24 protein-coding genes and 2 pseudogenes are annotated in these 24,336 nt (G+C 63.9%); 14 read left to right on the plus strand and 12 right to left on the minus strand.

The genetic code is table 11. From position 1 onward, the window contains the following. The first annotated feature begins 141 nt into the window (after positions 1 to 141). On the plus strand, positions 142 to 1,059 hold the full coding sequence (locus RHIBR816_RS0105610; RefSeq protein ID WP_018235556.1) for a PhzF family phenazine biosynthesis protein: 918 nt from the start codon (positions 142 to 144) through the stop codon (positions 1,057 to 1,059). A gap of 13 nt (positions 1,060 to 1,072) precedes the next feature. Here the strand turns inward: RHIBR816_RS0105610 and RHIBR816_RS0105615 are convergent, their stop codons facing one another. Next, the gene (locus RHIBR816_RS0105615; protein ID WP_018235557.1) at positions 1,073 to 2,980 is read right to left on the minus strand and encodes a tetratricopeptide repeat protein; all 1,908 of its coding nucleotides are present in this window, start codon (positions 2,978 to 2,980) and stop codon (positions 1,073 to 1,075) included. A 165-nt stretch (positions 2,981 to 3,145) separates the two neighbouring features. Next, entirely contained in the window at positions 3,146 to 3,301 is a 156-nt protein-coding gene (locus RHIBR816_RS35630; RefSeq protein WP_018235558.1) for a hypothetical protein, read from the minus strand. A gap of 179 nt (positions 3,302 to 3,480) precedes the next feature. On the opposite strand from RHIBR816_RS35630, the pseudogene RHIBR816_RS0105625 reads away from it, so the two are divergent. The 3 genes and pseudogenes from RHIBR816_RS0105625 to RHIBR816_RS0105635 all read left to right on the plus strand — a co-directional run bounded on the left by RHIBR816_RS0105625 (position 3,481) and on the right by RHIBR816_RS0105635 (position 5,821). Then, positions 3,481 to 4,780, plus strand: a pseudogene (locus RHIBR816_RS0105625) (MFS transporter). Then, positions 4,767 to 4,955 carry a DUF1192 domain-containing protein gene (locus RHIBR816_RS0105630; RefSeq protein ID WP_018235560.1) on the plus strand — a complete coding sequence of 63 codons (189 nt, stop codon included), beginning with the start codon at positions 4,767 to 4,769 and terminating at the stop codon, positions 4,953 to 4,955. The pseudogene RHIBR816_RS0105625 and the gene RHIBR816_RS0105630 overlap by 14 nt, the downstream one beginning before the upstream one ends. A gap of 347 nt (positions 4,956 to 5,302) precedes the next feature. Then, the gene (locus tag RHIBR816_RS0105635; protein WP_018235561.1) at positions 5,303 to 5,821 is read left to right on the plus strand and encodes a DUF1465 family protein; all 519 of its coding nucleotides are present in this window, start codon (positions 5,303 to 5,305) and stop codon (positions 5,819 to 5,821) included. A gap of 311 nt (positions 5,822 to 6,132) precedes the next feature. Here the strand turns inward: RHIBR816_RS0105635 and rpmE are convergent, their stop codons facing one another. After that, the gene (gene rpmE / locus RHIBR816_RS0105640) at positions 6,133 to 6,354 is read right to left on the minus strand and encodes a 50S ribosomal protein L31 (protein ID WP_018235562.1); all 222 of its coding nucleotides are present in this window, start codon (positions 6,352 to 6,354) and stop codon (positions 6,133 to 6,135) included. A gap of 199 nt (positions 6,355 to 6,553) precedes the next feature. Here rpmE and RHIBR816_RS0105645 point away from each other — a divergent pair, with 199 nt between their 5' ends. Beyond that, complete coding sequence (locus RHIBR816_RS0105645; protein ID WP_018235563.1) at positions 6,554 to 8,356, plus strand: ABC transporter ATP-binding protein/permease; 1,803 nt, start codon at positions 6,554 to 6,556, stop codon at positions 8,354 to 8,356. A 174-nt stretch (positions 8,357 to 8,530) separates the two neighbouring features. Then, positions 8,531 to 9,523 carry a tripartite tricarboxylate transporter substrate binding protein gene (locus RHIBR816_RS0105650; RefSeq protein ID WP_018235564.1) on the plus strand — a complete coding sequence of 331 codons (993 nt, stop codon included), beginning with the start codon at positions 8,531 to 8,533 and terminating at the stop codon, positions 9,521 to 9,523. A gap of 37 nt (positions 9,524 to 9,560) precedes the next feature. On the opposite strand, the gene RHIBR816_RS0105655 is transcribed toward RHIBR816_RS0105650, so the two are convergent. The 6 genes from RHIBR816_RS0105655 to RHIBR816_RS0105680 form a co-directional block, all read right to left on the minus strand. Beyond that, positions 9,561 to 11,210 (minus strand): FAD-binding dehydrogenase, encoded by a 1,650-nt coding sequence (locus tag RHIBR816_RS0105655; protein ID WP_018235565.1) that lies wholly within the window; start codon positions 11,208 to 11,210, stop codon positions 9,561 to 9,563. A 76-nt stretch (positions 11,211 to 11,286) separates the two neighbouring features. Beyond that, positions 11,287 to 12,318, minus strand: a complete 1,032-nt coding sequence (locus RHIBR816_RS0105660) for a peptidoglycan -binding protein (RefSeq protein WP_018235566.1) — start codon at positions 12,316 to 12,318, stop codon at positions 11,287 to 11,289. Positions 12,319 to 12,321: 3 nt separating this feature from the next. Further along, on the minus strand, positions 12,322 to 13,428 hold the full coding sequence (locus RHIBR816_RS0105665) for a MotA/TolQ/ExbB proton channel family protein (protein WP_026186679.1): 1,107 nt from the start codon (positions 13,426 to 13,428) through the stop codon (positions 12,322 to 12,324). Positions 13,429 to 13,772: 344 nt separating this feature from the next. Beyond that, positions 13,773 to 14,573, minus strand: coding sequence for an inositol monophosphatase family protein (locus RHIBR816_RS0105670; protein ID WP_018235568.1), 801 nt, complete (start codon positions 14,571 to 14,573; stop codon positions 13,773 to 13,775). Between the two features lie 250 nt (positions 14,574 to 14,823). Then, a complete protein-coding gene (locus RHIBR816_RS0105675) occupies positions 14,824 to 15,966 on the minus strand; it encodes a tetratricopeptide repeat protein (protein ID WP_018235569.1) in 1,143 nt (380 codons plus the stop codon). Between the two features lie 8 nt (positions 15,967 to 15,974). Beyond that, a complete protein-coding gene (locus tag RHIBR816_RS0105680) occupies positions 15,975 to 16,628 on the minus strand; it encodes a thiamine phosphate synthase (RefSeq protein ID WP_018235570.1) in 654 nt (217 codons plus the stop codon). A 102-nt stretch (positions 16,629 to 16,730) separates the two neighbouring features. Between RHIBR816_RS0105680 and RHIBR816_RS0105685 the strand changes: the two genes are divergently transcribed. Together RHIBR816_RS0105685 and RHIBR816_RS0105690 are read left to right on the plus strand one after the other, a co-directional pair. Further along, a complete protein-coding gene (locus tag RHIBR816_RS0105685) occupies positions 16,731 to 17,510 on the plus strand; it encodes a sulfite exporter TauE/SafE family protein (RefSeq protein ID WP_018235571.1) in 780 nt (259 codons plus the stop codon). Between the two features lie 134 nt (positions 17,511 to 17,644). Next, positions 17,645 to 17,905, plus strand: coding sequence for a helix-turn-helix transcriptional regulator (locus tag RHIBR816_RS0105690; RefSeq protein ID WP_018235572.1), 261 nt, complete (start codon positions 17,645 to 17,647; stop codon positions 17,903 to 17,905). 175 nt (positions 17,906 to 18,080) lie between these two features. Here the strand turns inward: RHIBR816_RS0105690 and RHIBR816_RS35635 are convergent, their stop codons facing one another. Further along, positions 18,081 to 18,254 carry a YdcH family protein gene (locus tag RHIBR816_RS35635; RefSeq protein WP_018235573.1) on the minus strand — a complete coding sequence of 58 codons (174 nt, stop codon included), beginning with the start codon at positions 18,252 to 18,254 and terminating at the stop codon, positions 18,081 to 18,083. A 211-nt stretch (positions 18,255 to 18,465) separates the two neighbouring features. Between RHIBR816_RS35635 and RHIBR816_RS0105700 the strand changes: the two genes are divergently transcribed. The 6 genes from RHIBR816_RS0105700 (at position 18,466) to RHIBR816_RS0105725 (ending at position 22,327) form a co-directional block, all read left to right on the plus strand. Beyond that, positions 18,466 to 18,669 carry a YdcH family protein gene (locus RHIBR816_RS0105700; protein WP_012709331.1) on the plus strand — a complete coding sequence of 68 codons (204 nt, stop codon included), beginning with the start codon at positions 18,466 to 18,468 and terminating at the stop codon, positions 18,667 to 18,669. A 52-nt stretch (positions 18,670 to 18,721) separates the two neighbouring features. Beyond that, positions 18,722 to 19,186 (plus strand): 5-(carboxyamino)imidazole ribonucleotide mutase, encoded by a 465-nt coding sequence (gene purE / locus RHIBR816_RS0105705; protein WP_034815994.1) that lies wholly within the window; start codon positions 18,722 to 18,724, stop codon positions 19,184 to 19,186. After that, positions 19,183 to 20,232, plus strand: a complete 1,050-nt coding sequence (locus RHIBR816_RS0105710; RefSeq protein WP_018235575.1) for a 5-(carboxyamino)imidazole ribonucleotide synthase — start codon at positions 19,183 to 19,185, stop codon at positions 20,230 to 20,232. Before purE ends, RHIBR816_RS0105710 begins: the two co-directional genes overlap by 4 nt. 177 nt (positions 20,233 to 20,409) lie before the next feature. Further along, the gene (ykgO, locus tag RHIBR816_RS0105715; protein WP_012709334.1) at positions 20,410 to 20,535 is read left to right on the plus strand and encodes a type B 50S ribosomal protein L36; all 126 of its coding nucleotides are present in this window, start codon (positions 20,410 to 20,412) and stop codon (positions 20,533 to 20,535) included. A 95-nt stretch (positions 20,536 to 20,630) separates the two neighbouring features. Then, positions 20,631 to 21,230, plus strand: coding sequence for a hypothetical protein (locus RHIBR816_RS0105720; protein ID WP_018235576.1), 600 nt, complete (start codon positions 20,631 to 20,633; stop codon positions 21,228 to 21,230). Between the two features lie 50 nt (positions 21,231 to 21,280). After that, positions 21,281 to 22,327 carry an alpha/beta fold hydrolase gene (locus RHIBR816_RS0105725; RefSeq protein ID WP_018235577.1) on the plus strand — a complete coding sequence of 349 codons (1,047 nt, stop codon included), beginning with the start codon at positions 21,281 to 21,283 and terminating at the stop codon, positions 22,325 to 22,327. Here the strand turns inward: RHIBR816_RS0105725 and pyk are convergent. Then, positions 22,294 to 23,733 (minus strand): pyruvate kinase, encoded by a 1,440-nt coding sequence (gene pyk, locus RHIBR816_RS0105730; protein WP_018235578.1) that lies wholly within the window; start codon positions 23,731 to 23,733, stop codon positions 22,294 to 22,296. The two genes, RHIBR816_RS0105725 and pyk, sit on opposite strands and share 34 nt — an antisense overlap. After that, positions 23,733 to 24,107 (minus strand): annotated as a pseudogene (locus RHIBR816_RS0105735) (DUF1036 domain-containing protein); the annotation flags it as partial. The pseudogene RHIBR816_RS0105735 and the gene pyk, both read right to left, overlap by 1 nt. Positions 24,108 to 24,336: the final 229 nt, after the last annotated feature.

Below are 24,336 nucleotides of genomic sequence, written 5' to 3' on the forward strand. Positions count from 1 at the left end.
GAGAGGAGAAGGCCCGGCTGCAGCGATGTCGCCGGGCCTTTGAATTCGCGGCTTTCGATTGTCAGGGAGACAAGTTTGCTGTTCCAGCGACGTCAGCAATAGCTCTACATCTCGGTATTGCCGACCAAACCCGGAGCCCTGATGAACACGGTCCCCTTCGTCACCGTCGATGTCTTTACCGCCGAGCGCTTCGCCGGCAACCAGCTTGCCGTCATTCCCGACGCGCGCGGCCTGAGCGGCGAGCAGATGCAGGCGGTCGCCGCCGAGTTCGGCTATTCGGAAACCACCTTCGTGCTTCCGCCCGACGATCCGGCCAACACCGCACGCGTACGCATTTTCACACCGACCGCCGAAATCCCCTTTGCCGGCCATCCCAATGTCGGCACCGCCTTCGTGCTCGGACGGCAGCCGGAGGTTTTCGGCACGCAACCGGGCAGCACCCTGCGCTTCGAGGAGGAGGCCGGACTCGTCGAAGTCACATTGCTTGGCACGGGAGGCCTCGTCACCGGAGCCCGCATCGTCGCGCCTCGGCCGCTCGCCGTCGGCCCGGTCATCGATGCGGAGACCATCGCCGCCTGCGCCTCGCTTCGACCGGAAGATCTCCTCGATCGCAGCCATGCGCCGGTCAGCCTTTCCGTGGGCCTTCCCTTTGCCTTCGCCGAACTCAAGGATGTCGATACCCTCTCGAAGGCACGGCCAAACGTCAGTGCCTTCCACGAGGCAAACGCCCGCTATCCGATTGCCGCGGACAGCTTCAGCCTGTTCCTCTACACCCGTACGCCCGACCGTCCGTGGGAGATCCGGGCGCGTATGTTCGCACCGCTCGACAACGTCATCGAGGATCCGGCGACGGGCAGCGCCTCGGCTGCACTCGGCGCGTATCTCGTCTCGCTTCTGCCGCGGGCCGACGCCGAAACCGAGATCACGATCGAGCAGGGCGTCGAAATGGGACGCCGCAGCATCATCACGGTCGAGGTGAGCAAGCGGGAGGGTGTCGTCCGCAAGGTGAGCGTTTCGGGCGAGTGCGTGCCGGTGATGGGTGGCGAGATCGCTATCTGAGCGCAGCTTGGCATCAGCGCGCTTCAGGCGTGCAGTCCTCCATCGACTGGAGCAGCGCCTGAAAGCGGGGATGATCGCGGATCGGATCCAGGTCGGAGTCCTGCTTGAACCAGAGGAGGTGGTAGCTGGAGCTCTGCGGAACGACGGCTTCAAGCAGGTCGAGGGCGCGCTCGCTCTCTCCCAGCAAGGAATAGACACAGGCCGTGTTGTATTGGGCGACGATATCGTCCGGGTCGATTGCCAGCGCGCGCGCCGCCCATTCCTTCGCGCGGTCCCCCTCGCCTAAATGCGCGAGCGCCAATGCACCGCGATGGGCCGGGCTGGCATTCTCCGGGTGCCGCTCCAGCGCGGTTTTCGCCCGCTCGATACCGATCCGCGCCCAGCGCTGGCGCTCACTCTCCACACCCAGCGAGAGGTAGCAGTTCATCAGGTGAATCGGCGAAAAATAGTCATCCGACCGGATGTCGGCCGCACGCTCGAAGAATTCCACCGCTTCCTGAAACCGCCCCTGCGCAAACAGGAAGCGACCATAGTACAAATTCGCCTCGTAGAGCGACGGATCGAGCGCCAGAGCCTGGCGGAACTCGCGGCCGGCCTCCTCCGTTTGCCCGTCGTGATTCAATGCCAAGCCGCGCGAGGCGTGCGCTTCCGCCAGATTTGGATCAAGGGCCAGCGCCCGCGCACTCATGTCGAGAATGCTCTCCAGCGGAAAGTCCTTTTCGTGCCAATCCCGGATCGCACATTCGCATTCGGCGATCCCGGCATAGGCACGGGCATAGTTCGGATCGATTTCCACGGCCTTGAGGAACATCCGGCGGGCAAGCAGCAGGTAGGACCGGGTCCACGTATGCGAGAACTGCCGGCCTCGGAGGTAATAGGTATAGGCCTCGACGGAGGTGGTCGGATCGCTCTCGATCGCCTTCTTCTCCTCGGGCAGCAGCTTGATCTTCAGCTGGTCGACGATCGCATGGGTGATCTCGTCCTGGATCGCGAAGATGTCGGTGAGATCGCGGTCGTATCGGTCCGCCCAAAGATGTCCGCCGGTCTGCGCGTCGATGAGCTGCCCGGTGATGCGCACGCGCCCGCCCGCCTTGCGCACGCTGCCTTCCAGAATGAACCGCACCCCGAGTTCCTGGGCGGCCTGCTTCACCTTCACGGCCTTGCCCTTGTAGGTGAAGACGGTGTTGCGCGCGACGACATGCAGGCGCGCGATTTTCGACAGATCGGTAATGATGTCCTCGGTGATGCCGTCGGAGAAATATTCCTGCTCCGGATCGTGGCTCATATTGGTGAAGGGCAGGACGCCGATCGACAATTCGTAGCCGGTCGCAAGCGACGGATCCGCGGTCTCCGGCTCCTCCTGGGCCGCCGCGTTGCCGAGCGCGACCGTATAGACGCGGATATTCGGCGCGATGTTCTTCAGGCTGTATTCGCCCTTGTCGACGAAGCCGAGATCCAGCCTCGAACCGACCTGGTCGCGCACCGACGAGGATACCGCGATGCCGGACGGATCGGCGAGCCCCTCGAGCCGCGCCGCGACGTTGACCCCATCGCCGAAGATGTCGCCTTCCTCGACGATCACATCACCGAGATGGATGCCGATCCGAAGCTCGATGCGCCTGCTCCTCGGCAGGCCCTCGTTGCGGGTCAGCATGCCGCGCTGGATCTCCGCCGCGCAGGCAACCGCATTCACGACGCTCGAGAACTCGATCAGCATGCCGTCGCCGGACAGCTTGACGATCCGCCCCTTGTGCTCGGCGATCTTCGGCTCCAGGCACTCGCGGCGATGCTGTTTCAGCGCGGCCAGCGTACCCGCCTCGTCGGTTCCCATCAAACGGCTGTAACCCACGACATCGGCAGCGAGAATGGCAGTCAGGCGGCGTTCCAAGAGAGCCTCGATTTTCATCTTGTGGCCGAGCACGGTAATTTAACCTTTTCTTGACTACATGTCCTGCGCAGAGTTCGGGCATTTTCGGGCGCAAGTGTAGCCGGCGCCTGAAATTTTAGCTGTTTCAAAGGGAACGTCGGACGGTCGCGCATTCCATGCGCATGGCATATTCGGAACGGGTATGCCGCCCGGCCGGGTCTACGGCCGGATGAAGACCGTGACCATCATGACGGCGATGGCGAAGACGGCGATCTTCCAGAAATCCCGGCGCTGCCTCAGTCCGGGATATCCGAGCGGCTTGATGAGCTGCAGACACATGGCGATGAGGAGGAGAAGCGTCAGTGCCTTCGACATGCATTATTCCGGAGAATTCCGCGGCCGACGCTGCCACGTCATACGGCCGTCACTTTTCGACGCATAGAGGGCTATTGTTTTTGCCGCCGATTTGCAATGACCGGCGGTAGTGATTCCGGTTGGCACGGCGGCACGCGCCGCCGCGACGTGCCGGCCGCAGAACGATTTTCGGATGGACGATGAGAAACAATCTGCTTCCCGTCGCCGCGCTGTTGCTCGGCACTCTGTTCCTCTTTCTCGGAAACGGTCTGCTCGGTCTGCTCCTGCCGGTGCGTGGAACGGCGGAAGGATACCCGACCACAATCCTCGGCCTCATCGGCACGTCCTGGGCTTCCGGCTTCGTGCTCGGCTGCTTCTTCGCCCCCAATGTCGTCAAGCGCATTGGGCACGTGCGGGCCTTCAGTGTCTTCACCGCCCTGATTGCAATCGTTTCTCTTTTGACCGGCATGATGATCGACCCCATCTGGTGGCTGGTCTTGCGCGCGCTGACGGGCTTTTCGACCGCCGGCACGTCGATGATCATCGAAAGCTGGCTGAACGAACGCGCCACCAATGAAAGCCGCGGCGTGATCTTCTCCCTCTATATCGCCATCACCCTCTTCGGCGTCGTCGGCGGGCAGATGATGATCCCCTTCGGCGAGACGACGACCACCTTCTTCTTCATGATCTGCGGCATTCTTTACTGCGTCGCGATGTTGCCGACGCTCTTGTCCAAGGCCGCCTCGCCCACGCCGCTCAAGCAGGTGCGGCTCGACCTTCGCGGCCTTTACCGCAATTCGCCGGTTTCCTTCCTCGGCATCCTCTTGATCGGCATCGCCAACGGGGCCTTCGGCACGCTCGGCGCCGTCTTCGGCCGCCAGGCGGGCCTTTCCGACAGCACCGTCGCGGCAATGATGAGCGTCGCGATCTTCTCCGGGGCGGTCATGCAATTGCCGGCCGGCCGCATTTCCGACCGCGTCGACCGCCGCTATGTGCTCGCGGTGCTTGCCGGCGTCGGCGCACTGGCCGGTCTCCTTCTCTTCCTCGTCGAACCGGGCCAGGTCTGGATCGTGCTGACGCTGATTGCCGTCTACGGCGCTGCCGCCAACGCGCTCTACCCGATCGCCGTCTCCCATGCCAACGACTTCGCCACGCCGGAGGATTTCGTCAAGGTTTCGGGCGGCCTGCTCCTCCTCTACGGCATCGGCACCATCATCGGCCCGACGATCGGCGGTCCGGTGATGACCGCGACAGGCCCCTATGGCCTCTTCATGATCACCGCCTGCGCGCATATGCTGATAACGGCCTACGCGATCGTCCGCAGCCGCCGGCGCGCACCGGTGCCCGTCGCCGAGCGCGAGACCTTCTCGCCGGTCAATGCCGGTGCGCCGACGACGCCGGAGAGCCTCCAGCTTTCCCCGCGTGCAGCACCGCTTGAGGAGACGCGCGGAGACATCGTCGACGATCCCGAAGAGGAGGAAAGCCAATGAGCCTGTTTGACGACGATCAGCCGAAGAAGAAGACCGCGCATGAGATCGGCAGCGACCTCTCGCAGCTCTCCGTCGACGAGCTTACCGCGCGTATTGCGCTGTTGACGGAAGAAATCGCCAGGCTGGAGGCGGAGCGTGCCCGCAAGTCGGCGAGTCGTTCGGCCGCCGAAGGGCTTTTCCGTTGACGGAAGGCAAGCTCGGCGTCCGGGATGGACGCTGCTTAACACGATATTAGGCATTTTCTGTAATTGTCCGGTCATCCGGTCCTTCCGGACTCAGACATTTTCACCGACTGGGGAATGGGTCTGATTTTCTCCCTGTTTTACCTTGAGAGCCGCCCCGCGCGGCTCTTTTTTTGTTTCGTGACAGCGAAATTCAAAGAATTGTGGAGATTAACCCTTTCTTAAGAATACCCTTGCGCGGAATGCGGTATCAGATCATTCTTCGAGCATAGAGGGGCCTCAAGGAAACTTTTCCCAAAGCCGCTTCGTTACCTGACCGTGATGCGTTTTGAACCAGGGAAAAACAGGCCATGTCCGAGAGAGGATTGAATACCGTCAGTTTCGCGGGACATGCTGCGTCCTCGGCGCAGTTCAAGGCGCTCTATGCGGACGGGATGGGCCTGGTCGAGGAGACGGCGAGCTATCTCGACGGACCTGGCCGAGCCGCCTCCAAGGTCTTGCCGCGCATGGCCTCCGTGCTCTACGCCGCCGAGTCGATGCGGCTGACCACACGGCTGATGCAGATGGCCTCCTGGCTTCTCTTGCAACGCGCCGTCAACAACGGTGAAATGAGCCGCGAACAGGTCCTGTCGGAAAAGAGCAAGGTTCGCCTCGACAGCTTCAATGTCGACCGCAGCGCGCCCGGCTGGAACGATCTGCCGGACAGCTTCCGTGATCTGATCGAGCGGTCGTTGCGCCTGCAGAACCGCGTCGCCCTCCTCGACCGCGAGATCTACCGGCCGCAAGAGGCCACGACCTTCGTCCCCGACAACCAGAACGGCGTCAAGGCGCAGATCAAGCTCTTGCAGACGGCGTTTGGCGGCAACTGAGGCTGAAACCATCACGATAACGTTTCGAAGCCCGGCCTCGTGCCGGGCTTTTCATGCGTGCGGCACGCGAACCTCCCCCGGTCTGTCCTGCATGCGTCAGCAGGCTCTTCTCAATGCGTCCGCCCGTCCGAGGTAGCACGAGAAAAGGATGCATGCACACGCCCCTCGAGTTCGGGCGGGAGGTCGATCGCCAGCCCAAGGTTGCACCTGAGTCTTTCACCGTGCCCGCACTTCATCTTCAATCCAGGCCAACATCAGCCAACAAAAAAGCCCGGCAATGCCGGGCTTCGAAAATGCGGTATCGCGAGCGATTAGAGGCCGAGGCCTTCAAAGCGCTTCTTGAACTTGGAAACGCGGCCGCCGCGATCCATGAGCTGCTGGTTGCCGCCGGTCCAGGCCGGGTGCGACTTCGAGTCGATTTCGAGGTTCATGGTTGCGCCTTCCGAACCCCAGGTCGAGCGGGTTTCGTATTCGGTGCCGTCGGTCATGACCACTTTGATCGTGTGGTAGTCGGGATGGATATCTGCCTTCATAACGATCTTCCTAGAGTTCCAGGGTCCAATTGTCGCAAGGCATTGCGACTTCGGGACCGAACACGTAAATGAAGCCGCGGACCGCTCTTGGCCACGGCTTCTCTAATTCGATGCCGTGCCTATACATGAAGGTCCGCGGGATAACAAGTGCCGCGCGGAAGACTTAATCGACCCTCCGTGACAGGCGATCGGGGGTCACGTGCCAAGACAAGAGAACCAAGCGCGCGAGCGCAAGTCCGTCCGGCCGCTCGCAGCCGTGCTGCCTTATGTGCGGCGATACCGCCGCTTCGCGATCGGCGCCGGCATATCGCTGACTGTTGCCGCCGTGACCACGCTGACGCTGCCGCTGGCCGTCCGCCGGATGATCGATCACGGCTTTTCGAACTCCGATTCCGCCTTCATCAACACCTATTTCTCGATGCTGATGGTGTTGGCGATCGTGCTCGCGCTGGCTAGTGCTGCCCGCTACTATTTCGTCATCTCGCTGGGCGAGCGCATCGTCGCCGATCTTCGCCGCGATGTCTTCGCCCGGGTGACGCAGCTCTCCGCCTCCTTCTTCGACGTCAATCAGTCCGGCGAGATCGTTTCGCGCCTGACCGCCGATACGACGCAGATCAAGTCGGCGGTCGGCGCCACGGCGTCCGTTGCGCTGCGCAACCTGATCCTCTGTCTCGGCGCGATCGGCATGATGGTCTATACGAGCCCGAAACTGTCGAGCCTGGTCATCGCCGCGATACCGCTGATCGTCTTTCCGCTCGTCGGTTTCGGCCGCTCCGTCCGCCGCCGCTCCCGTCAGGCGCAGGATACGCTGGCCGCCGCATCCGCTTATGCCGGCGAGGCGATCGCCGCCACCCGCACGGTCCAGGCCTTCAATGGCGAGGAGAGCGCCAATCGCCGTTTCGGTAGCGCCGTCGAGGAGGCCTACGGCGCCGCCCGCGCCGCGATCAAAGCGCGTTCGGCGCTCACCGCCTTTGCCATCACCATGGTGTTCGGCAGCGTCGTGGCGGTCCTCTGGTTCGGCGCCCGCGACGTGCTCGGCGGCACCCTTTCCGCCGGCACGCTCAGCCAGTTTCTGCTCTATTCGGTCTTTGCCGCCGGCAGTCTCGGAGCGCTCTCGGAGGTCTGGGGCGAAATCTCGCAAGCCGCAGGCGCCGCCGAGCGCCTGAACGAGCTCCTCAGTGAGGTCCCGCAGATCCGTCCGCCCGAGCATCCCGCCGCCATGCCCGAGCCGCCCAGGGGGGCGATCACGTTCGACGACGTGCATTTCGCCTATCCGGCCCGGCCGGACTACAAGAGCCTCAAGGGCCTGGGCCTGGCGGTGGCGCCGGGCGAAACCGTTGCCATCGTCGGTCCTTCCGGCGCCGGCAAGAGCACCGTATTCTCGATGCTTCTGCGCTATTACGATCCGATCAAGGGAACCGTGCTGGTCGACGGCATGGACGTCCGCAGCGTCGACCCGAAGGACCTGCGCGACCGGATCGCGATCGTCCCCCAGGACGTGACGATCTTCGCCGCCTCGGTGCATGACAACATCGCCTTCGGCGCGCCCGCGGCGAGCCGCGAGGCCGTGCAAAAGGCAGCCATTGCCGCACAGGCCGACGAATTCATCGCCAAGCTCGACCGCGGCTACGACACGCTGGTCGGCGAGCGCGGCGTGACGCTTTCCGGCGGCCAGCGCCAGCGCATCGCCATTGCCCGGGCGATCCTCAAGGATGCTCCGATCCTGCTTCTCGACGAGGCGACGTCGGCACTCGACGCGGAGAGCGAGACGCTCGTCCAGAAGGCGCTCGACGGCTTGATGCGGGAGCGCACGACGCTCGTCATCGCCCATCGGCTGGCGACTGTACTCAAGGCGGACCGCATTCTCGTCATGGATCATGGCCGCATCGTCGAGGAAGGCACCCACGCGTCGCTAATCCGCCAGGGCGGGCTCTATGCCAAGCTCGCGCGGCTTCAGTTCGATCATGGCGCGGAAGGACTGTTCGTCGAATCCCAAGCCTGATGCATGTCGCATAGCGGCTGTTAATCGCGACGCGCCTCAGGCTCTGCATTCGACTTTCGTCTGTGAGCTGCGATTGTTCCTCCAACCGCCATTGCCCCCGGCAAGCGCGGCCCTATTGTAAAGGGGCCGGCTTCTGCCGGCAGCGCCTTCGACGAGATTGGGAGGATTATCCGTATGACGTTCATGAGCATGACCCGCCGCGCAGCCCTCGCCTTCGGCGTCGCGACACTTTCCGCATTGACGCTCGGCGGCCCGGTTGAGGCGCAAGAGTTTCCGGACCGAACGATAACGCTGGTCGTCCCCTTTGCCGCCGGCGGCTCGACCGACGTGGTTGCGCGGATCATCGCCCAGAAGATGTCCGAGGATCTCGGCCAGCAGGTCATCGTGCAGAACGTCGCCGGTGCCGGCGGCAACCTTGGGGCGTCCAATGTCGCGCGCGCCGATCCCGATGGCTACACGATCCTCATGGCCACGGTCGCAACCCACGCCTTGAACCCGCTGATCCTGAAGACCAAGCCCTACGATCCCGAGAAGGATTTCGCGCCCATCTCGCTGCTGGTCATCGTTCCGAACGTGCTGGTCGTCAATCCGGAACTGCCGGCCAAGTCGGTGCAGGAATTGCTGGCGCTCCTGAAGGCGTCGCCCGATCAGTACAGCTACGCATCCTCCGGCAATGGCACGCCGCTGCATCTTTCCGGCGAGCTCTTCAAGAAGATGGCCGGGGTCGAGATGCAGCACATTCCCTACAAGGGCTCCGGCCCGGCGCTGAACGACGTCATCGGCAACCAGGTGCCGATCATGTTCGACAACCTGCCCTCGTCGTCGAGCCACATCAAGGCGGGGACGCTCAGGGCGCTCGCCGTGACCACCGCCGAACGCGCACCCTCCTTCCCGGACGTCCCAACCATCGCCGAGTCCGGCATTCCCGGCTACGAGACCTATACCTGGAACGCGCTCTTCGCCCCGGCCAACACGCCTCAGCCGGTCATCGCCCGCCTGAACGAGTCGGCCAAGAAGGCGCTCGCCGATCCGGCCGTCCAGAAGCGCATGGAGGAGTTCAGCGCCAAGATCGTCGGTTCGACACCCGAGGAACTGGCCGCGCATGTGAAAGCGGAACTGGCAAAATGGACGCCCGTCGTGCGCGACGCAAACGTGCAGATGGATTGACGACACATGACTTAGCCGGGGTGCTCCCGCAGCCCGGCTATGTCTTCGTTGCGGCGCCCCGCCCCGCGGCGCGGCCGGAAAAGATGCAGCCGCCCAGGAAGGTCCCCTCGAGCGCGTTGTAGCCGTGCATGCCGCCGCCGCCGAACCCGGCGACTTCGCCGGCAGCAAAGAGGCCCGGCACCGGCTCACCGGAGATCTCCAGCACCTGCCCGGCAAGATTGGTCTGCAGCCCGCCGAGCGTCTTGCGCGTCAGGATATGCAATCGCACCGCAATCAGCGGGCCGGCTTTCGGATCCAGGAGACGATGCGGCCGGGCCGTCCGCAGCAACCGGTCGCCGCGATAGGCGCGGGCCCCGCGGATGGCCGTTACCTGCGCGTCCTTGGAAAACGGATTGTCGATCTCGCGGTCGCGCGCCTCGATCTGCGCCTTGAGATGGGGCACCGAAAGCCGGTTCTCGCCCGTCAACCTGTTCATGGCATCGACGAGATCCTCCAGCCGGTCCTTGACGACGAAATCCTCGCCCTTGTCCATGAACGCCTGGACCGGACCGGGCGGATTCTTGCCTAGCCGCTTGAGGAGAAGTGCGATGCTCTTGCCGGTCAGATCCGGGTTCTGCTCTGACCCCGAAAGGGCGAATTCCTTCTTGATGATCCCTCGCGTCAGGATGAACCAGCTGTAGTCGTGGCCGCTCTTGCGGATCGCGGCCAATGTCCCGAGCGTGTCGAAACCGGGCATGGCGGGTGCTGCGAAGCGATTGCCGTCGGCATCGCACCAGAACGAAGACGGGCCCGGCAGGATGCGGATGCCATGGTCCGGCCAGATCGGGTCGAAATTCCTGAGGCCCTCGGTATAGTGCCACATGCGGTCGGCGTTGATGACCGAGCCCCGTGCGCGGCCCGCGATCTCGAGCATGCGGCCGTCGACATGATGCGGCACGCCGCTGACCATCGATGCCGGCGGCTGGCCGAGCCGCTTGCGTGGCCAGTTGCGGCGCACCAGCTCGTGATTGCCGCCGATACCGCCCGAGCTGACGATAACCGCGCCGGCGGAGATCTCGAACTCGCCGGCGATCTCGCGCGAACTGCGCTGGCCGCGGTCGACCGCATCCGCCTTGAGGAACGCGCCGCGCGCGCCCGTCACGGCACCGTCCGTCGTTACCAGTTCGTCGACGCGGTGGCGGAAGCGGAAACGGACGAGGCCCCGGCTTTCCGCCTCGCGCGTCAGCCGGATGAACGGTTCGAGCACGGCCGGGCCGGTGCCCCAGGTGATGTGGAAGCGGGGAACGGAATTGCCGTGGCCGTGGGCAAGACCGCCGCCACGCTCGGCCCAGCCGACGACGGGAAACCAGCGCAGCCCGAGTGCATGCAGCCAGCGTCGTTTTTCGCCGGCGGCGAAGTCGAGATAGGCCTCGGCCCAGAGGCGCGGCCAGTGATCCTCGGGTCGGTCGAACTGCGACGACCCCATCCAGTCCTGGCCGGCAAGGTCACGACTGTCGCGAATGCCCATGCGCCGCTGCTCGGGACTGTCGATGAAGAAGAGACCGCCAAGCGACCAGAAAGCCTGGCCGCCGAGATTCTGCTCGCCCTCCTGATCGACAACGATCACCTTGCGGCCCTGCGCCGCCGCCTCCGATGCCGCCACGAGCCCGGCAAGGCCCGCACCGATGACCAATACATCGCAATCCATCAAAGGCGACTCCCCCAGACATCCCTGACGACTCTTACGCACACGTCAAGGTCAATTCAAGCAGGAGCGTGCACGCCTATTTCTCGGTCAGCTTGAGTTCGATGCGCCGGTTTTGTGCCCGCACCTCCAGGCTCTCGCCGACGGCGATGGGCTGGTACTCCCCGAACCCGGCCGCCACCAGGCGGTCGGCCGGAACCCCCTTGGAGATCAGGAACTTGACGACCGAGGTGGCGCGCGCCGAAGACAGTTCCCAGTTGTCGGCGAAGCGGCCGGTGCCGGAGAGCTGCACGTTATCCGTATGGCCGTCGACGCGCAGGACCCAATTGATCTCTGCCGGAATTTCCTTGGCAAGGTCGAGCAGCGCCGCGGCGAGCTTTGCCATCTCCACCTCGCCCTCGGGGTTCAGGTCGCTGCTGCCGGAGGAGAACAGTACTTCCGACTGGAAGACGAAACGGTCGCCGACGATGCGGATATTTTCGCGATCCGAGAGGATTTCCCGCAGCCGCCCAAAAAAGTCCGAGCGATAGCGGTTGAGTTCCTGCACGCGCTGGGCGAGCGCCACGTTCAGACGACGGCCGAGATCGGCGATCTTGGCCTGCGACGACTGATCCTTCGCCTCGGAGGCCTGCAGCGCGCCCTCGATGGCGGCAATCTGACTTCGCAGCGCGGCGATCTGCTGGTTCAAAAGCTCGATCTGGCTCATCGCACGGGCGCTGATTTGCCGCTCGTTCGCGAGTTCCGAACCCAACCGGCCGAGCTTCTGACTGGCTTCATCGGCGCTGCCCGCCCCCTGGTCGAGCAAGGCCTGCAGGCGCGACCGGTCTCCTTCCGACTGCGCCAGAGACGCCTGGAGATTGGCAAGCGAATCCTCGAGGTCCTGCTTGCCGCTCTTTTCGAGAGCCAGAAGCTGGGTGAGTTCGTTGATCTGGCTGTTCAGCCGGTTCAGCACCTCGTCCTTGCCGGTGATCTCCCGCCCCATCAGGAACTGCGCCGTGACGAAGACGCTGAGCAGGAACATGATCGCCATCAGCAAGGTCGAAAGTGCATCGACGAAGCCCGGCCAGTAGTTGATCGTCCGCGGATTGCGGCCCCTTCGGGCGAGCGCCATCGATCAGTCACCCCCGCTTTCGTCCGCATGGCTGAGCTTCGCCTGCGAGGCGGTCCTCTCGCTGTTCACCGCGATCCGGTCGGCCTGGCCGATGCGCGATGTCAGCCGGTCGAGCGTCTTGCGCATCGATTTGGCCTCCTCCTGTTGCGCCTCGATCCAGTCGCGCAGCATTTGCTGTTCGCCGCGCATGTTCTTGACGAGACCTTGAATGCCCTCGGCGAGGCTCGCCATCGCCGCCGTCGTGCGCTGGTTGACGCCACCATCGTGCGCGAGGCGGGAGAGCTGGTCGGCAACGCGCCGCATTTCCTCCGCCGGCGCGCCGCCAACGGTCTCGATCGGCGCGGAAAATCCGGAGCCGACATCGGTCACCGATGACAGCCAGTTCTCAAGCTCCGTGTAGAAGCGGCTCTGCGCACGTCCCGCCTGCAGATCGAGGAAGCCGAGGATCAGCGAACCGGACAGGCCGAACAGCGAGGCCGAGAAGGCGGTGCCCATGCCGGTCAACGGCGCCGACAGGCCGCTCTTCAGCGAGCTCAGGAGGTCCTCCGTCGTGCCCGAACCGGCGTCCAGTGACTGAATGACGGTATTGATCGAGCCGATCGTTCCGAGAAGGCCCCAGAAGGTACCGAGCAGGCCGAGGAAGACGAGAAGGCCGGCGAGATACCGGGTGATGTCGCGCGACTCGTCGAGACGGGCGGCGATGGAATCGAGGATCGAGCGGAGCGCGATCGTCGAGATCGCCGTCGTCTGGCGCCCGCCGATCAGCGCCCGCATCGGCGCAAGCAACACCGGGTCGCGTCCGACCTTGTCGGCACTTCCGGCGGCGCGGAACGAGTTGAACCAGCGCACTTCGGGTCTGAGCCCAAGCACATGATTGAACGCCAGCAGAATGCCGATCACCAGCACGCCGAGGATCAACCCGTTGAGACCGGGATTGCCACCGAAGGCTTCGCGTGCCTGCCGGAAGAGGATCGCTGCGACAAAACCGACGATGATCAGAAAGATGACCATCGTCCAGAAATAGGGCATCGGGCTTGAAAGCTTGTGCGGATTATAGTTCTCCTCCGCCACTTCCTGCCCACGCCAGCCGGACAGACTCAGTTTCGTCATGCGTTTGCCAATCTCCCGGTTTGCGGCTTTGCTCGCGCCTGTCCGCACAGGCGACGGTTGCTGCAACTCTTTGAAGTAGCGGACCATTCTCGAAATCAATAGCGATCTCGGCCGAACGATGCCGCCGATGGCCGGAGACCATCCCTATCGGCCGGGAGACTAGTGGAACTTTGTGCCAAATTGAAGGGAAAACGGAAGGCCCTGCAGATGAATGCTTTCGGTCGCCTGCATCGGATATGTTCGTCCGACGCTTACTGCATGCTTCCCCAGATCAGAGCCCGATTCAGGGATAAGACGCGGGCCTCGCGGCCCCGCTTTGTTCTGCGCCGGGCCGGCCCCCGGGACTACTTGGTCGAGACCGGGCGGTGGATGACCTCGCGCAGCGCCTTGGCGATATACTCGTTGCCGCAGATGATGGACCCGTCTTCGACCGGCTTGCTTCCGCCATCGATGTCGGTCACCCAGCCACCGGCCTCGCGGATCAGCAGGACCCCGGCAGCGATATCCCAGGCGGCAAGGTCACGCTCCCAGAAGCCGTCGAAGCGCCCGGCAGCCACATAGGCAAGGTCGAGCGAGGCGGAGCCGAAGCGGCGGATACCGGCGACCTCGCCCATGACGTGGCGAAGTTCGATGAGATATTTGCCGTGATTGCCCCGGCCGAGATGTGGCGTACCGGTGCCGATCACGGCATCGGAAAGGGCCTTGCGGGCGCCGACGCGCAGCCGCCGGTCGTTCAGGAAGGCGCCGCCGCCGCGCTCGGCCGTATAAAGTTCGTCGGTCGCCGGATTGAAAACCACCGCACCGACGATCTCGCCCTGACGCTCCAGGGCAATCGATACGGCAAAATGCGGAAGGCCGTGGAGGAAATTGGTCGTGCCGTCGAGAGGATCGACGATCCAGCGATGGGCGCCGTCCGTTCCCTTGATCTCCTCGCCTTCCTCACCGAGGAAGCCATAGGTCGGGCGAGCCTTGAGCAGTTCCTCGCGGATGACCCGCTCGGCCTTGCGGTCGGCTTGGGAAACGTAGTCGCTCGGCCCCTTCAACGAGACCTGGAGGTTCTGTACTTCGCCGAAATCGCGCGCCAGCGATTTGCCGGCCTTGAAGGCCGCCTGGACCATGACATTGAGAAGGGCAGAACGGGCCATAGGGCAATCCTCTGAAAGCGAATGCCGGCCGAGCCATCTCGACCGGACATGGAACCTGTTTGACGGTCCGCCCCATGCGAAGGGTCGGCGAGGAGACGCAACCGTCGTCAAAAAACCGAGTGAGATGTCACTCTGCCCACGGGGTAGGATACTGGGAGGCCGCGGACAAAACCGGGGCTTCAAGACCACAAAATCCCCGAAAGTTCAAGCGAAATAGCGCCTGCCCATCGAACCACGGCTCATCGCCCGCTCAGGACGAGCGGAACTTGTTCGCCGCGGCGAGCGCCGATTTCTGCTGCGTGTCGTTGAGGCCGAGATAGAAGTCCTCGAGGGTGTCGTCCTTGAGCCCGGCCCGGCGCGACAGCACGTACCACTTCGCCGCCTCGATCGGATCGGGCCGCGTGCCGATGGCGTTGACGAGGAGATGGGCAAGCCGGTTCTGCGCGACGACATTGCCGCCCTCGGCCGCCCGCTTCATCCAGGCAAAGCCTTCTTCGAGGTTACGGTCGCCGCCGATCCCCTCGATCAGCCAGATCGCGATGTCGAGTTGTGCCGTATCATAGCCGGCGCGCGCCGCGCGAAGCAGCCATTCCCGGGCACGAGCCCGCTTGCCGTCGTCAATGCCATCGACATTGAGATAGATCTGCGACAGCGCATATTGGGCGTCGGCGATCCCCTGCTCGGCGGCCTTCTCGTAATAGGGCATCGCCGCCTTCAGTCCCTTGGGGCCTGGCGTGTCGGCGACGAGCGTCTGTCCATAGTTGAACTGGGCGGCCGCATTGCCGAGATCGGCGGCCTTCTTCATCAGTTCATCCGCGCTCTTGCGGTCGCGCTTGACGTAGCGCCCCTCCATCAGGATCAGCGCATATTTGAACATCGCCGCGGGATCGCCGTTGTTCGCCGCCTGACCGTACCAGAAGGCGGCATCCTTGGGATTGCGCGCCACACCAAGGCCCTGCTCGAGGATCGAGGCGACCAGCGTCTGCGCCGCCGGGTCGCCGAGCTGGGCACGCGGCAGCGCGAGGTCCATTGCCGTCAGGTAATAGCCCCGCTGGAACGCTCCATAGGCGTCGTCCACCTTGCCGGAAAACGGCTTTTCTGCGGGAAGCGCCGGAAGTTCGGCGCCCATGCGATCGATGACGTTGACGCCGCCGGACGGCTTTTCCTCGCCGGCCTTCGGCTTGACACCCGTGTCGTCCTTGGCCGGCTTTTCCGTTCCCTCCGGCAGCACCGCGCCGTTATAAGGCGTGATCCGGCCGCGCTTTGGGACGACGCCCTCATCCGCCGGTGCAGCAGGCGGCGGCTGCTCGGCGCGAGCCGGCAGGGCGGCCAGAGCGATGGCGACGACAAGGGTCGCGACCCGGCTCAGTTTCAGGGAGGATCGTCTCAGCATCGCCACGTCTAATCTTCAAACCGTGGCGCTTTTTCGTCAAGCAAGGCGTTGACGGCCGCAACCACGGAGGGCGCCTGGCCCGGCTCGGCAAAGACCGCGAGACGAAGCGCGACGAATTCAGCGCCGGTCTCGGCAACCGCAAGCGCCGATTGGGGATCGGTGCCGCCCATGACGATGCAAGGAATTTCGATCATCGACGCCCACCATTCCGCGAGCGCCAGGTTCTTCGGGTGCGCCTCCGGCTTGATGTCGCCATCGGTACGGCCGAAGAACACGTAGTCCGGCCGAACCTCGCCGATTTCGAGCGCATGGTGGCGGTCGGTTGCGTTGCCGCCGCCGACGATCATTTTCGGCGCATGCCGCTCGATCGCTTCGGCAAGGACATCCGCACCGGCCGCAATGTGAAGGCCATCCGCCTTGGCGCGACCGGCGACGCGCGTATCGCCCTCGATGAGCGCTGCCGCCCCCGCGTTCTGAATCACCGGCACGAGCGCTTCGGCGTGCCTTTGGAAATCCGTCTCGTCGAGCCCGTATTGCGGAACGACGACCGATGCCACATCGCCGCCCTTGAGGGCATCGGCGAGCACCTTCGAACGTTCGGCGATGTCGGGCATATCGGGCGCGATCAGCACGAGGCGGCAGCGGTTTTCGGTATTGCTCATATTGTTCGTTCCTGGCGATGCCCGCTGCAGGCGGGAATCCGCTACTCGATTTCGTTCGGGAAAACCGATAGACGGAGATGACCGAAGGATCAACCGCCACCGATGCTCCCCGATCTCGACTTCTATCTCGTCGCCGTTCCGGCAGTCCTGCTCGTCGGCCTCAGCAAGGGAGGCATGGGCGAAGCACTGTCGCTAATGGGCGTTCCGATCCTCTCCATGGCGGTCTCGCCCGTCCAGGCGGCCGCACTGCTTCTGCCTATTCTCATCGCCATGGACATCGTCTCCCTGTGGATCTGGCGCAAGAACGGCGACCGGAAGACGTTGACCATGCTGCTGCCCGGCGCGATCGCCGGCATTGCCATTGGCTGGGCGACCTCCGCCTATGTGCCGCGCGACGCGCTGAGGCTGATCATCGGCGCCATCACCGTGGTGTTCGTGCTGCGCTACGCCTATACGGTCTGGAGAAGCCGCAGCGGCGCGGCAATCCTTCCCAAGCAGCATCGTCTCGGTCCTGCCGCGCTCTGGGGGAGCTTCGCCGGATATGGCAGTTTCGTCGCTCACGCCGGCGGGCCGCCGTTCCAGATCTACGCCTTGCCGCTGAAGCTCGACCCGCGCGAATATACCGGCACCATCGTGCGCTTCTTCGCGATCCTCAATGCGGTGAAGCTCATTCCCTATTTCGCGCTCGGGCAACTCGACACCAGCAACCTCGCGACATCGGCCACACTCTTTCCCCTGGCCATGGTCGCGACGGCCTGCGGCGCCTGGATCGTGCGCCGGATGAAGCCGCAGGTGTTCTACCCCTTCATGTACGCAATGGCTTTCATCGCCGGATCGAGACTTGTCTGGGACGGGCTCACCAGCCTCCTGTCCGGCGGCTGAGGTCTCTTCCCCGCCTCGCAAAAGGCGCGCTCCGCAGATAGCCGCGGCGAGCCGTGATGCTGCAAAGCAATGCGGACTTATCGCAATGCACAAATTTCTTGCCGCTCCGCCGAAATTCGCTTAACGTCCGACCCATGACGATCGCGGACCCATTTGATGCCATTGCGGATCCGAACCGGCGATATTTGCTGGAGGAGCTGCGGCGTGCCCCGAAGACTGTCAATGAACTCGCCGAAGGGCTGCCGATCAGCCGCCCGGCCGTCTCGCAGCATTTGAAGGCACTGCTCGACTGCAATCTCGTCTCGGTGTCGACGAGCGGCACCCGGCGTATCTACGCGATCCACAGACCCGGCTTCGACGGCCTCAACCTATGGCTCGACCAGTTCTGGTCCTGAGAGCTTGATGGGGAGACGGGATGCCCCGGACAACGAACGCCGTCCGGAGAAGCGGACCGGGCCGTAAGCCCGGTCGAGCGATCCGTTACGTTTTGGGATTGTTTTGACCTTCTGTTGCGTCGTTTCGCCTCCAACGAAACGGCGCCTCCCGAAAACGCGGGAATACCGTTCACAATCAGTGTGTCGAGGAACGGAGTCTTTCGATTTCGTCCTTGATGCGCAGCTTCCGCCGCTTGAGTTCGCTGATCAATTCGTCCTCGCAGGAGGGAGAAAGGAGCGCTTCATGCAGTTCCTCTTCGAGGGCGCCATGTTTTTTCTCAAGCGTTGCAAGATGAGCCTCAATGGTCATTGGCAGTCCCTTCCTTTTGCTTGCATCCGGCACGCAAATGCCGGATGTTCCATGGTTGTAACCTTACCAGTGTGCCACGCCATTTTTCATTTGTCGAAGGCGAAATGATGACGCCGGATAACTTCCCGTCACCACCCAAGATGTGATAGAGCGGCGCAGGAAATTCCGGATCGCGGCGCAGACGCGGCCGGGCTTATGGGGATCGTTTTGCATGCCGGACCAGGACCAGGCCGAACTCAGACTGACCATAGCGCGCCTGAGGCAGGAACATGAAGACTACGACGTTGCCATCAATGCCATGATCGAGACCGGCTGCGACGCCCTGCGCATCCAGCGCATGAAAAAGAAGAAGCTGGCCATCAAGGACAAGATCAGCAAGATCGAAGACCAGATCATTCCCGACATCATCGCCTGAACGGATCCTGACAGACGTGACCGAAACCACGACCCCGCCCGTCGCCATCATCATGGGAAGCCAGTCGGACTGGGAGACGATGAAGAATGCGGCCGACACGCTCGAGGCCCTCGACATCGCCTACGAGGCCCGCATCGTTTCCGCGCATCGCACGCCCGACCGGCTGGTCCTTTTTGCCAAGGGCGCACGCGACGAAGGCTTCAAGGTGATCATCGCCGGAGCCGGCGGCGCCGCCCATCTTCCGGGCATGTGTGCCTCGATGACGCCGCTGCCGGTGTTCGGCGTCCCCGTGCAGTCGAAGGCGCTCTCCGGTCAGGACAGCCTGCTTTCGATCGTCCAGATGCCCGCCGGCATTCCGGTCGGCACCCTGGCGATCGGCAAGGCCGGCGCCGTCAACGCCGCCCTGCTCGCCGCCGCCGTCCTGGCCCTGAGCGACGATGAGCTCGCCGACCGCCTCGACGACTGGCGCGAGCAGCAGACCGTTTCGGTCGCCGAGTACCCGGTCGACCAGGCATGAAGACCATTGGAATCATCGGCGGCGGCCAGCTCGGCCGCATGCTCGCCATGGCGGCTGCCCGGCTGAATTTCCGCACCGTCATTCTCGAGCCGCAGCCGGACTGCCCCGCCGCCCAGGTGGCGAACGCCCAGATCGTCGCGGCCTACGACGACCCGCAAGGGCTCGACGAGCTCGCCGGGGCGGCCGACCTGATCACCTACGAGTTCGAGAACGTCCCCGTGGCCGCAGCCGAGCGGCTGGCCGCATCGCGGCCGGTCTTCCCGCCGCCGAAGGCGCTGGAGGTGGCACAGGACCGGGTGGTCGAAAAGCGCTTCATCAATGGTTGCGGCATCGTCACGGCCCGCTTCCACGCCGTCGACAGCCAGGCGGACCTCGAAGCAGCGCTTGCCGATTTCGACGGCACCGGCGTCTTGAAGACCCGCCGCCTCGGCTATGACGGCAAGGGCCAGCGCGTGTTCCGCTCCGCCGGCGACGATCCCTCCGGCGCCTTCGCCGCCCTTGGAGGGGTGCCGCTCGTCCTTGAGAGTTTCGTCCCCTTCGAGCGCGAAATCTCGATCATCGCCGCGCGCGGTCCCGACGGCGCCACCGCCTGTTTCGATCCGGCCGAAAACGTGCATCGGCACGGCATTCTCCACACCTCGACCGTGCCCGCATCGGTCACCGCCTCGACTGCCGAGGCCGCCCGCAAGGCCGCGACCGCCATTCTCGAGGCGCTCGGCTATGTCGGCGTCATCGGCGTCGAATTTTTCGTGCTTGCCGACGGCAGCGTCGTCGCCAACGAGATTGCCCCGCGCGTCCACAATTCCGGCCACTGGACGGAAGCCGCCTGCGTCGTGTCGCAGTTCGAGCAGCATATCCGTGCGATTGCCGGCCTGCCGCTCGGCGACGCTTCGCGTCACTCGGACTGCGTGATGCAGAACCTCATCGGCGACGAGATCGCCGAATTGCCGGACCTACTCGCCGAGCCGAACGTGCTGGTTCACCTCTACGGCAAGGCCGAAGCGCGCGCCGGCCGCAAGATGGGTCATTTCACCCGCCTTCTCTGAGCCGTCTAAGCACAGGTTTGCGCGCACCGTGTCGAAATCCCGCAGCCCCGCGGTTGACAAGGATGGGGGCGACAAGGTATGTGCCTGCCTACTTGAAGAGCGCGCTGAATGGCGCGCTTTTGATTGTTGGAATTACCGGGCGAATTTTCATTCCCCGAAACCTGCGGATCAGGAAAAATGAAGATCAAGAATTCGCTCAAGTCGCTGAAGACCCGTCACCGCGAAAACCGCCTGGTTCGCCGCAAGGGCCGCGTCTACATCATCAACAAGTCGAACCCGCGCTTCAAGGCACGCCAGGGCTGATGCCCTCGGGCGGCCTGGCGCCGCCGGCCGAGTGTTGGTCGCTTCGGTGATCCTCATTCACATTTGATTTTGATCTTGTTTCATGGCGGGCTACGATGTCCGCCATGCGCTTTTTTCTGACCTTGATTCTGGCCCTCACCGTCCCGGCGACTGCCGGACTGACGCAGACGGCCGACCCCGCACCCCAGCCGGAGACGGCAAGTCTCTCCACCCCCAAGCAACGTCTCGACGCCCTGTTTCTTGACCTGAAGAAGGAGCGCGACGAGAACAAGGCACGGGAACTTGCCGACCGCATTCGCCTCGAGTGGCAGGATTCCGGCAGCGCCACGGTAAACCTTCTGATGCAATCGGCCGACAAGGCGATTACCGACGAAAAGAAGCCGGTGGCGCTCGATATTCTCGATCAGGTCATCGCGCTTGCGCCCAACTACGTCGAAGGCTGGAATCGCCGCGCGACGCTGCACTTCCAGATGGGCAACTACCGGAAGTCAATGTCCGACATAAACCGCGTTCTTGCGATCGAACCCCGACATTTCGGCGCGATCGCCGGGATGGCCACCATGCTGGAGGCCGCCGGCAGGAACGAGTTGGCGTTGCGGGCATGGCAGCAATTCCTCGATCTCTATCCCTCCGACCGCAAGGCCCAGGAGCAGTTCGGAGAACTCGCCGAAAAGCTCGCCGGCAGCCGTACGTGACGGCGACGCCCGGTGCTCGACCGCAGCCGCTCCCGTGATATGACCGACGCATGTTCCTGGCTCTTCTGATCCTCGCCGCCCTCATCCTTGCCGCATTCGCCCTCAGCCGGTGGCAGGCACACAGGATCGCAATGCGGTTCCCGAACAGCGGCGAGCTGGTCGATATCGGCGGTTTTCGGATGAACTGCGTCCATATCCGGCCGCGCGGGGCGGCGGACCTGCCGCCGGTCGTCTTCATTCATGGCGCCGGCGGCAATCTTCTCGACCAATTGCACGCCTTCCTGCCGGCGCTCGACGGCCGTGCCGAAATGCTGTTTGTCGATCGGCCGGGTCACGGCTACTCCGAGCGCGGCGGCCCGGCCAATGCGCGCCCGGACGGCCAGGCCGACGCCATTGTCCGCCTGATGGAGAAGCGCGGCATCTCTCGGGCGGTCATCGTCGGCCACTCCTTCGGAGCGGCGATCGCCGCCAGCATCGCACTTCATCATCCGGAAAGAACCGCAGGCGTCGTCCTGCTCGCGCCGGCGACGCATCCCTGGCCGGGCGGCGTAGACTGGCATATCACCTTCGCGGCCATGCCGTTTGTCGGCTGGCTGTTCGCCAGCACGGCCGTCATTCCGATCGGGCTGAGGCGTATCGACCGGGTGACGCAAGCAATATTCTCTCCCAATCCGCGCCCGAAGGACTACATCGCCAATACGGCGCCGCACCTCGTTCTGAGGCCAGCCACCTTTCTCAACAATGCCGTCGACGTCGCCAATCTGCACGCTTATGTCACGCAGATGTCGCCGCGCTACGCGGAGATCTCCGCGCCGACCGTCATCATAACCGGCGACCGGGACGGCATCGTTTTGGCCGATATCCATTCCCGCGGCCTGGCGAGCTCCATCAAGGGATCAGAGCTGCTGTGGATCAGCAATCTGGGGCACAAGCCGGATTATGTCGTGACCGATCTCGTCGTCGCTGCCATCGAGAAGATCGCCGGAAAGCCGCACGACCTCCAGCAATTCGCAAGGCGGGCCGAAGCCCGCCTGACGATCAACGAGCCGATCGAGGAACTCGCTTATACGCCGGTGAGTCCGTCCGAGCCGATATAGGCGATGCGCAGCATATTGGTGGCGCCGGGCGTTCCGAGCGGGACACCGGCGGAGATGATGATACGGTCTCCGGGCTTGCCGAAGCCCTCGCTGACAGCGATGCGGCAGGCGCGATTGACCATGTCGTCGAGGTCGGTCGCATCCTCCGTGACGACGCAATGCAGGCCCCACACGACCGAGAGACGGCGGGCCGTCTGGACGATCGGCGAAAGGGCGATGACCGGCACCTGCGGGCGCTCGCGGGCCGCGCGCAGGCCGGTCGCGCCGGAGGAGGTGTAGGTGACGATCGCCGCGAGATTGAGCGTCTCGGCGATCTGATGGGCCGCGAGCGAGATGGCGTCGGCACCGGTTGCCTCCGGCGGCGTGCGCTGGGCATAGATGATGCCCGAATAATGCGGGTCGCGTTCGACATTGCTGGCGATCGAGGCCATCGTTGCGATTGCTTCGACCGGATATTCGCCGGAGGCGGACTCGGCCGAGAGCATGACCGCATCGGCGCCTTCGAACACGGCTGTGGCGACGTCCGAGACCTCGGCGCGCGTCGGCACCGGCGAAGAGATCATCGATTCCAGCATCTGGGTCGCAACGACGACGGGCTTGCCGGCACGCCGACAGGCCCGCGTCAGCTGCTTCTGCAGGCCGGGGACGGACTCGAGCGGCATTTCCACACCGAGATCGCCGCGCGCCACCATCAGCGCGTCCGAAAGCTCGATGATCTCGTCGATGCGCTCGATCGCCTGCGGCTTTTCGATCTTCGACATCAACCCGACGCGACCGCGAGCGATCTTGCGCACCTCGGCAAGGTCCTCCGGGCGCTGGATGAAGGAAAGCGCCACCCAGTCGACCTGGCCGGTCGCCAGCACGGCGTCGAGGTCGGCCCGGTCCTTGTCGGTCAGCGCGCCGACGCCGAGCAGCGTATCGGGCAGGCTGACGCCCTTGCGGTCCGAGATTCTGGTGCCGGAAACGACGGTGGTGACGATGCTCTTGCCGTCGGTCTTTTCGGCCCTGAGATGCAGCTTGCCATCATCGATCAGCAGGCGATGACCAGGCTTCACCGCCTCGAGAATTTCCGGGTGCGGAAGATAGACGCGCGTGCTGTCGCCAGGCACATCCCTGTTGTCGAGCGTGAACGTCTGACCGGTCTTGAGGTCGACCTTGCCTTCGGCAAACTTGCCGACGCGCAGCTTCGGGCCCTGCAGGTCGGCAAGGATGCCGATCGGCCGGCCGCAGCGCGCTTCGACATTGCGAATCCGCTCGATCAGAGTGCGCATGACCTCATGGCTCGCATGGCTCATATTGATGCGGAACAGATCGGCCCCCACCTCGTGCAGCTTCTGGATCATCTGCTCCTCGGACGATGCCGGCCCGAGCGTGGCGAGGATTTTGACTTTTCTGTTCCGTCTCATCAATTCTGGCTTTCCTGCGTGCCGGGCGTATCGGAAAGCTGAACCATCCAGCTCCCCTGCCGCCCCGTGTCATATTCCTTGAATCCCATGCGCTGGAAGCCGCGCGCAAAGCAGTCCTGCACGCCGACGATCTTGAACTCGTTCTCGGCGACGCACATGTTGATGTCGCCGACCCAGCGACCGCCCTTGGCCGCGTCTTCCGCGTAGAGATAGTAGTAGCGGGATTCGAGTTCGCCCTCGATCAGCGTCGCGCAGGTCGTTGCCGGCACCTGCCACCAGCCCTCCGTGACCCAGCCGTCCTTGGCGCGATAGCCGATCGCCACGCCGACCAGTTGCTGCGTCCCATTGCAGACGCGAAAGTCGGCCCGGGCCTCGCCCGAAAACAGAAATACTCCGGAAATCACCAAGGAATACAGGAGGCTAGCTCCTAACGTCGTCGACCCCGGCTTCGCTTTGGAAAAAGGATATCTAGACACGGCTTCCTGCGGAACTCCGTTTTTGAGATTGCGTGGCACTTTCTTGCGACGGCCAGCCCGGAAAGTCAACGCAACTCTAATCGATTATATTTGCCATTCCTGTGACAGAAGAGGCTGAACTCACGCC

The sequence above is a fragment of the Ensifer sp. BR816 genome (genome assembly GCF_000378985.1).
In the GTDB taxonomy this organism is placed as follows: Bacteria; Pseudomonadota; Alphaproteobacteria; order Rhizobiales; family Rhizobiaceae; genus Sinorhizobium.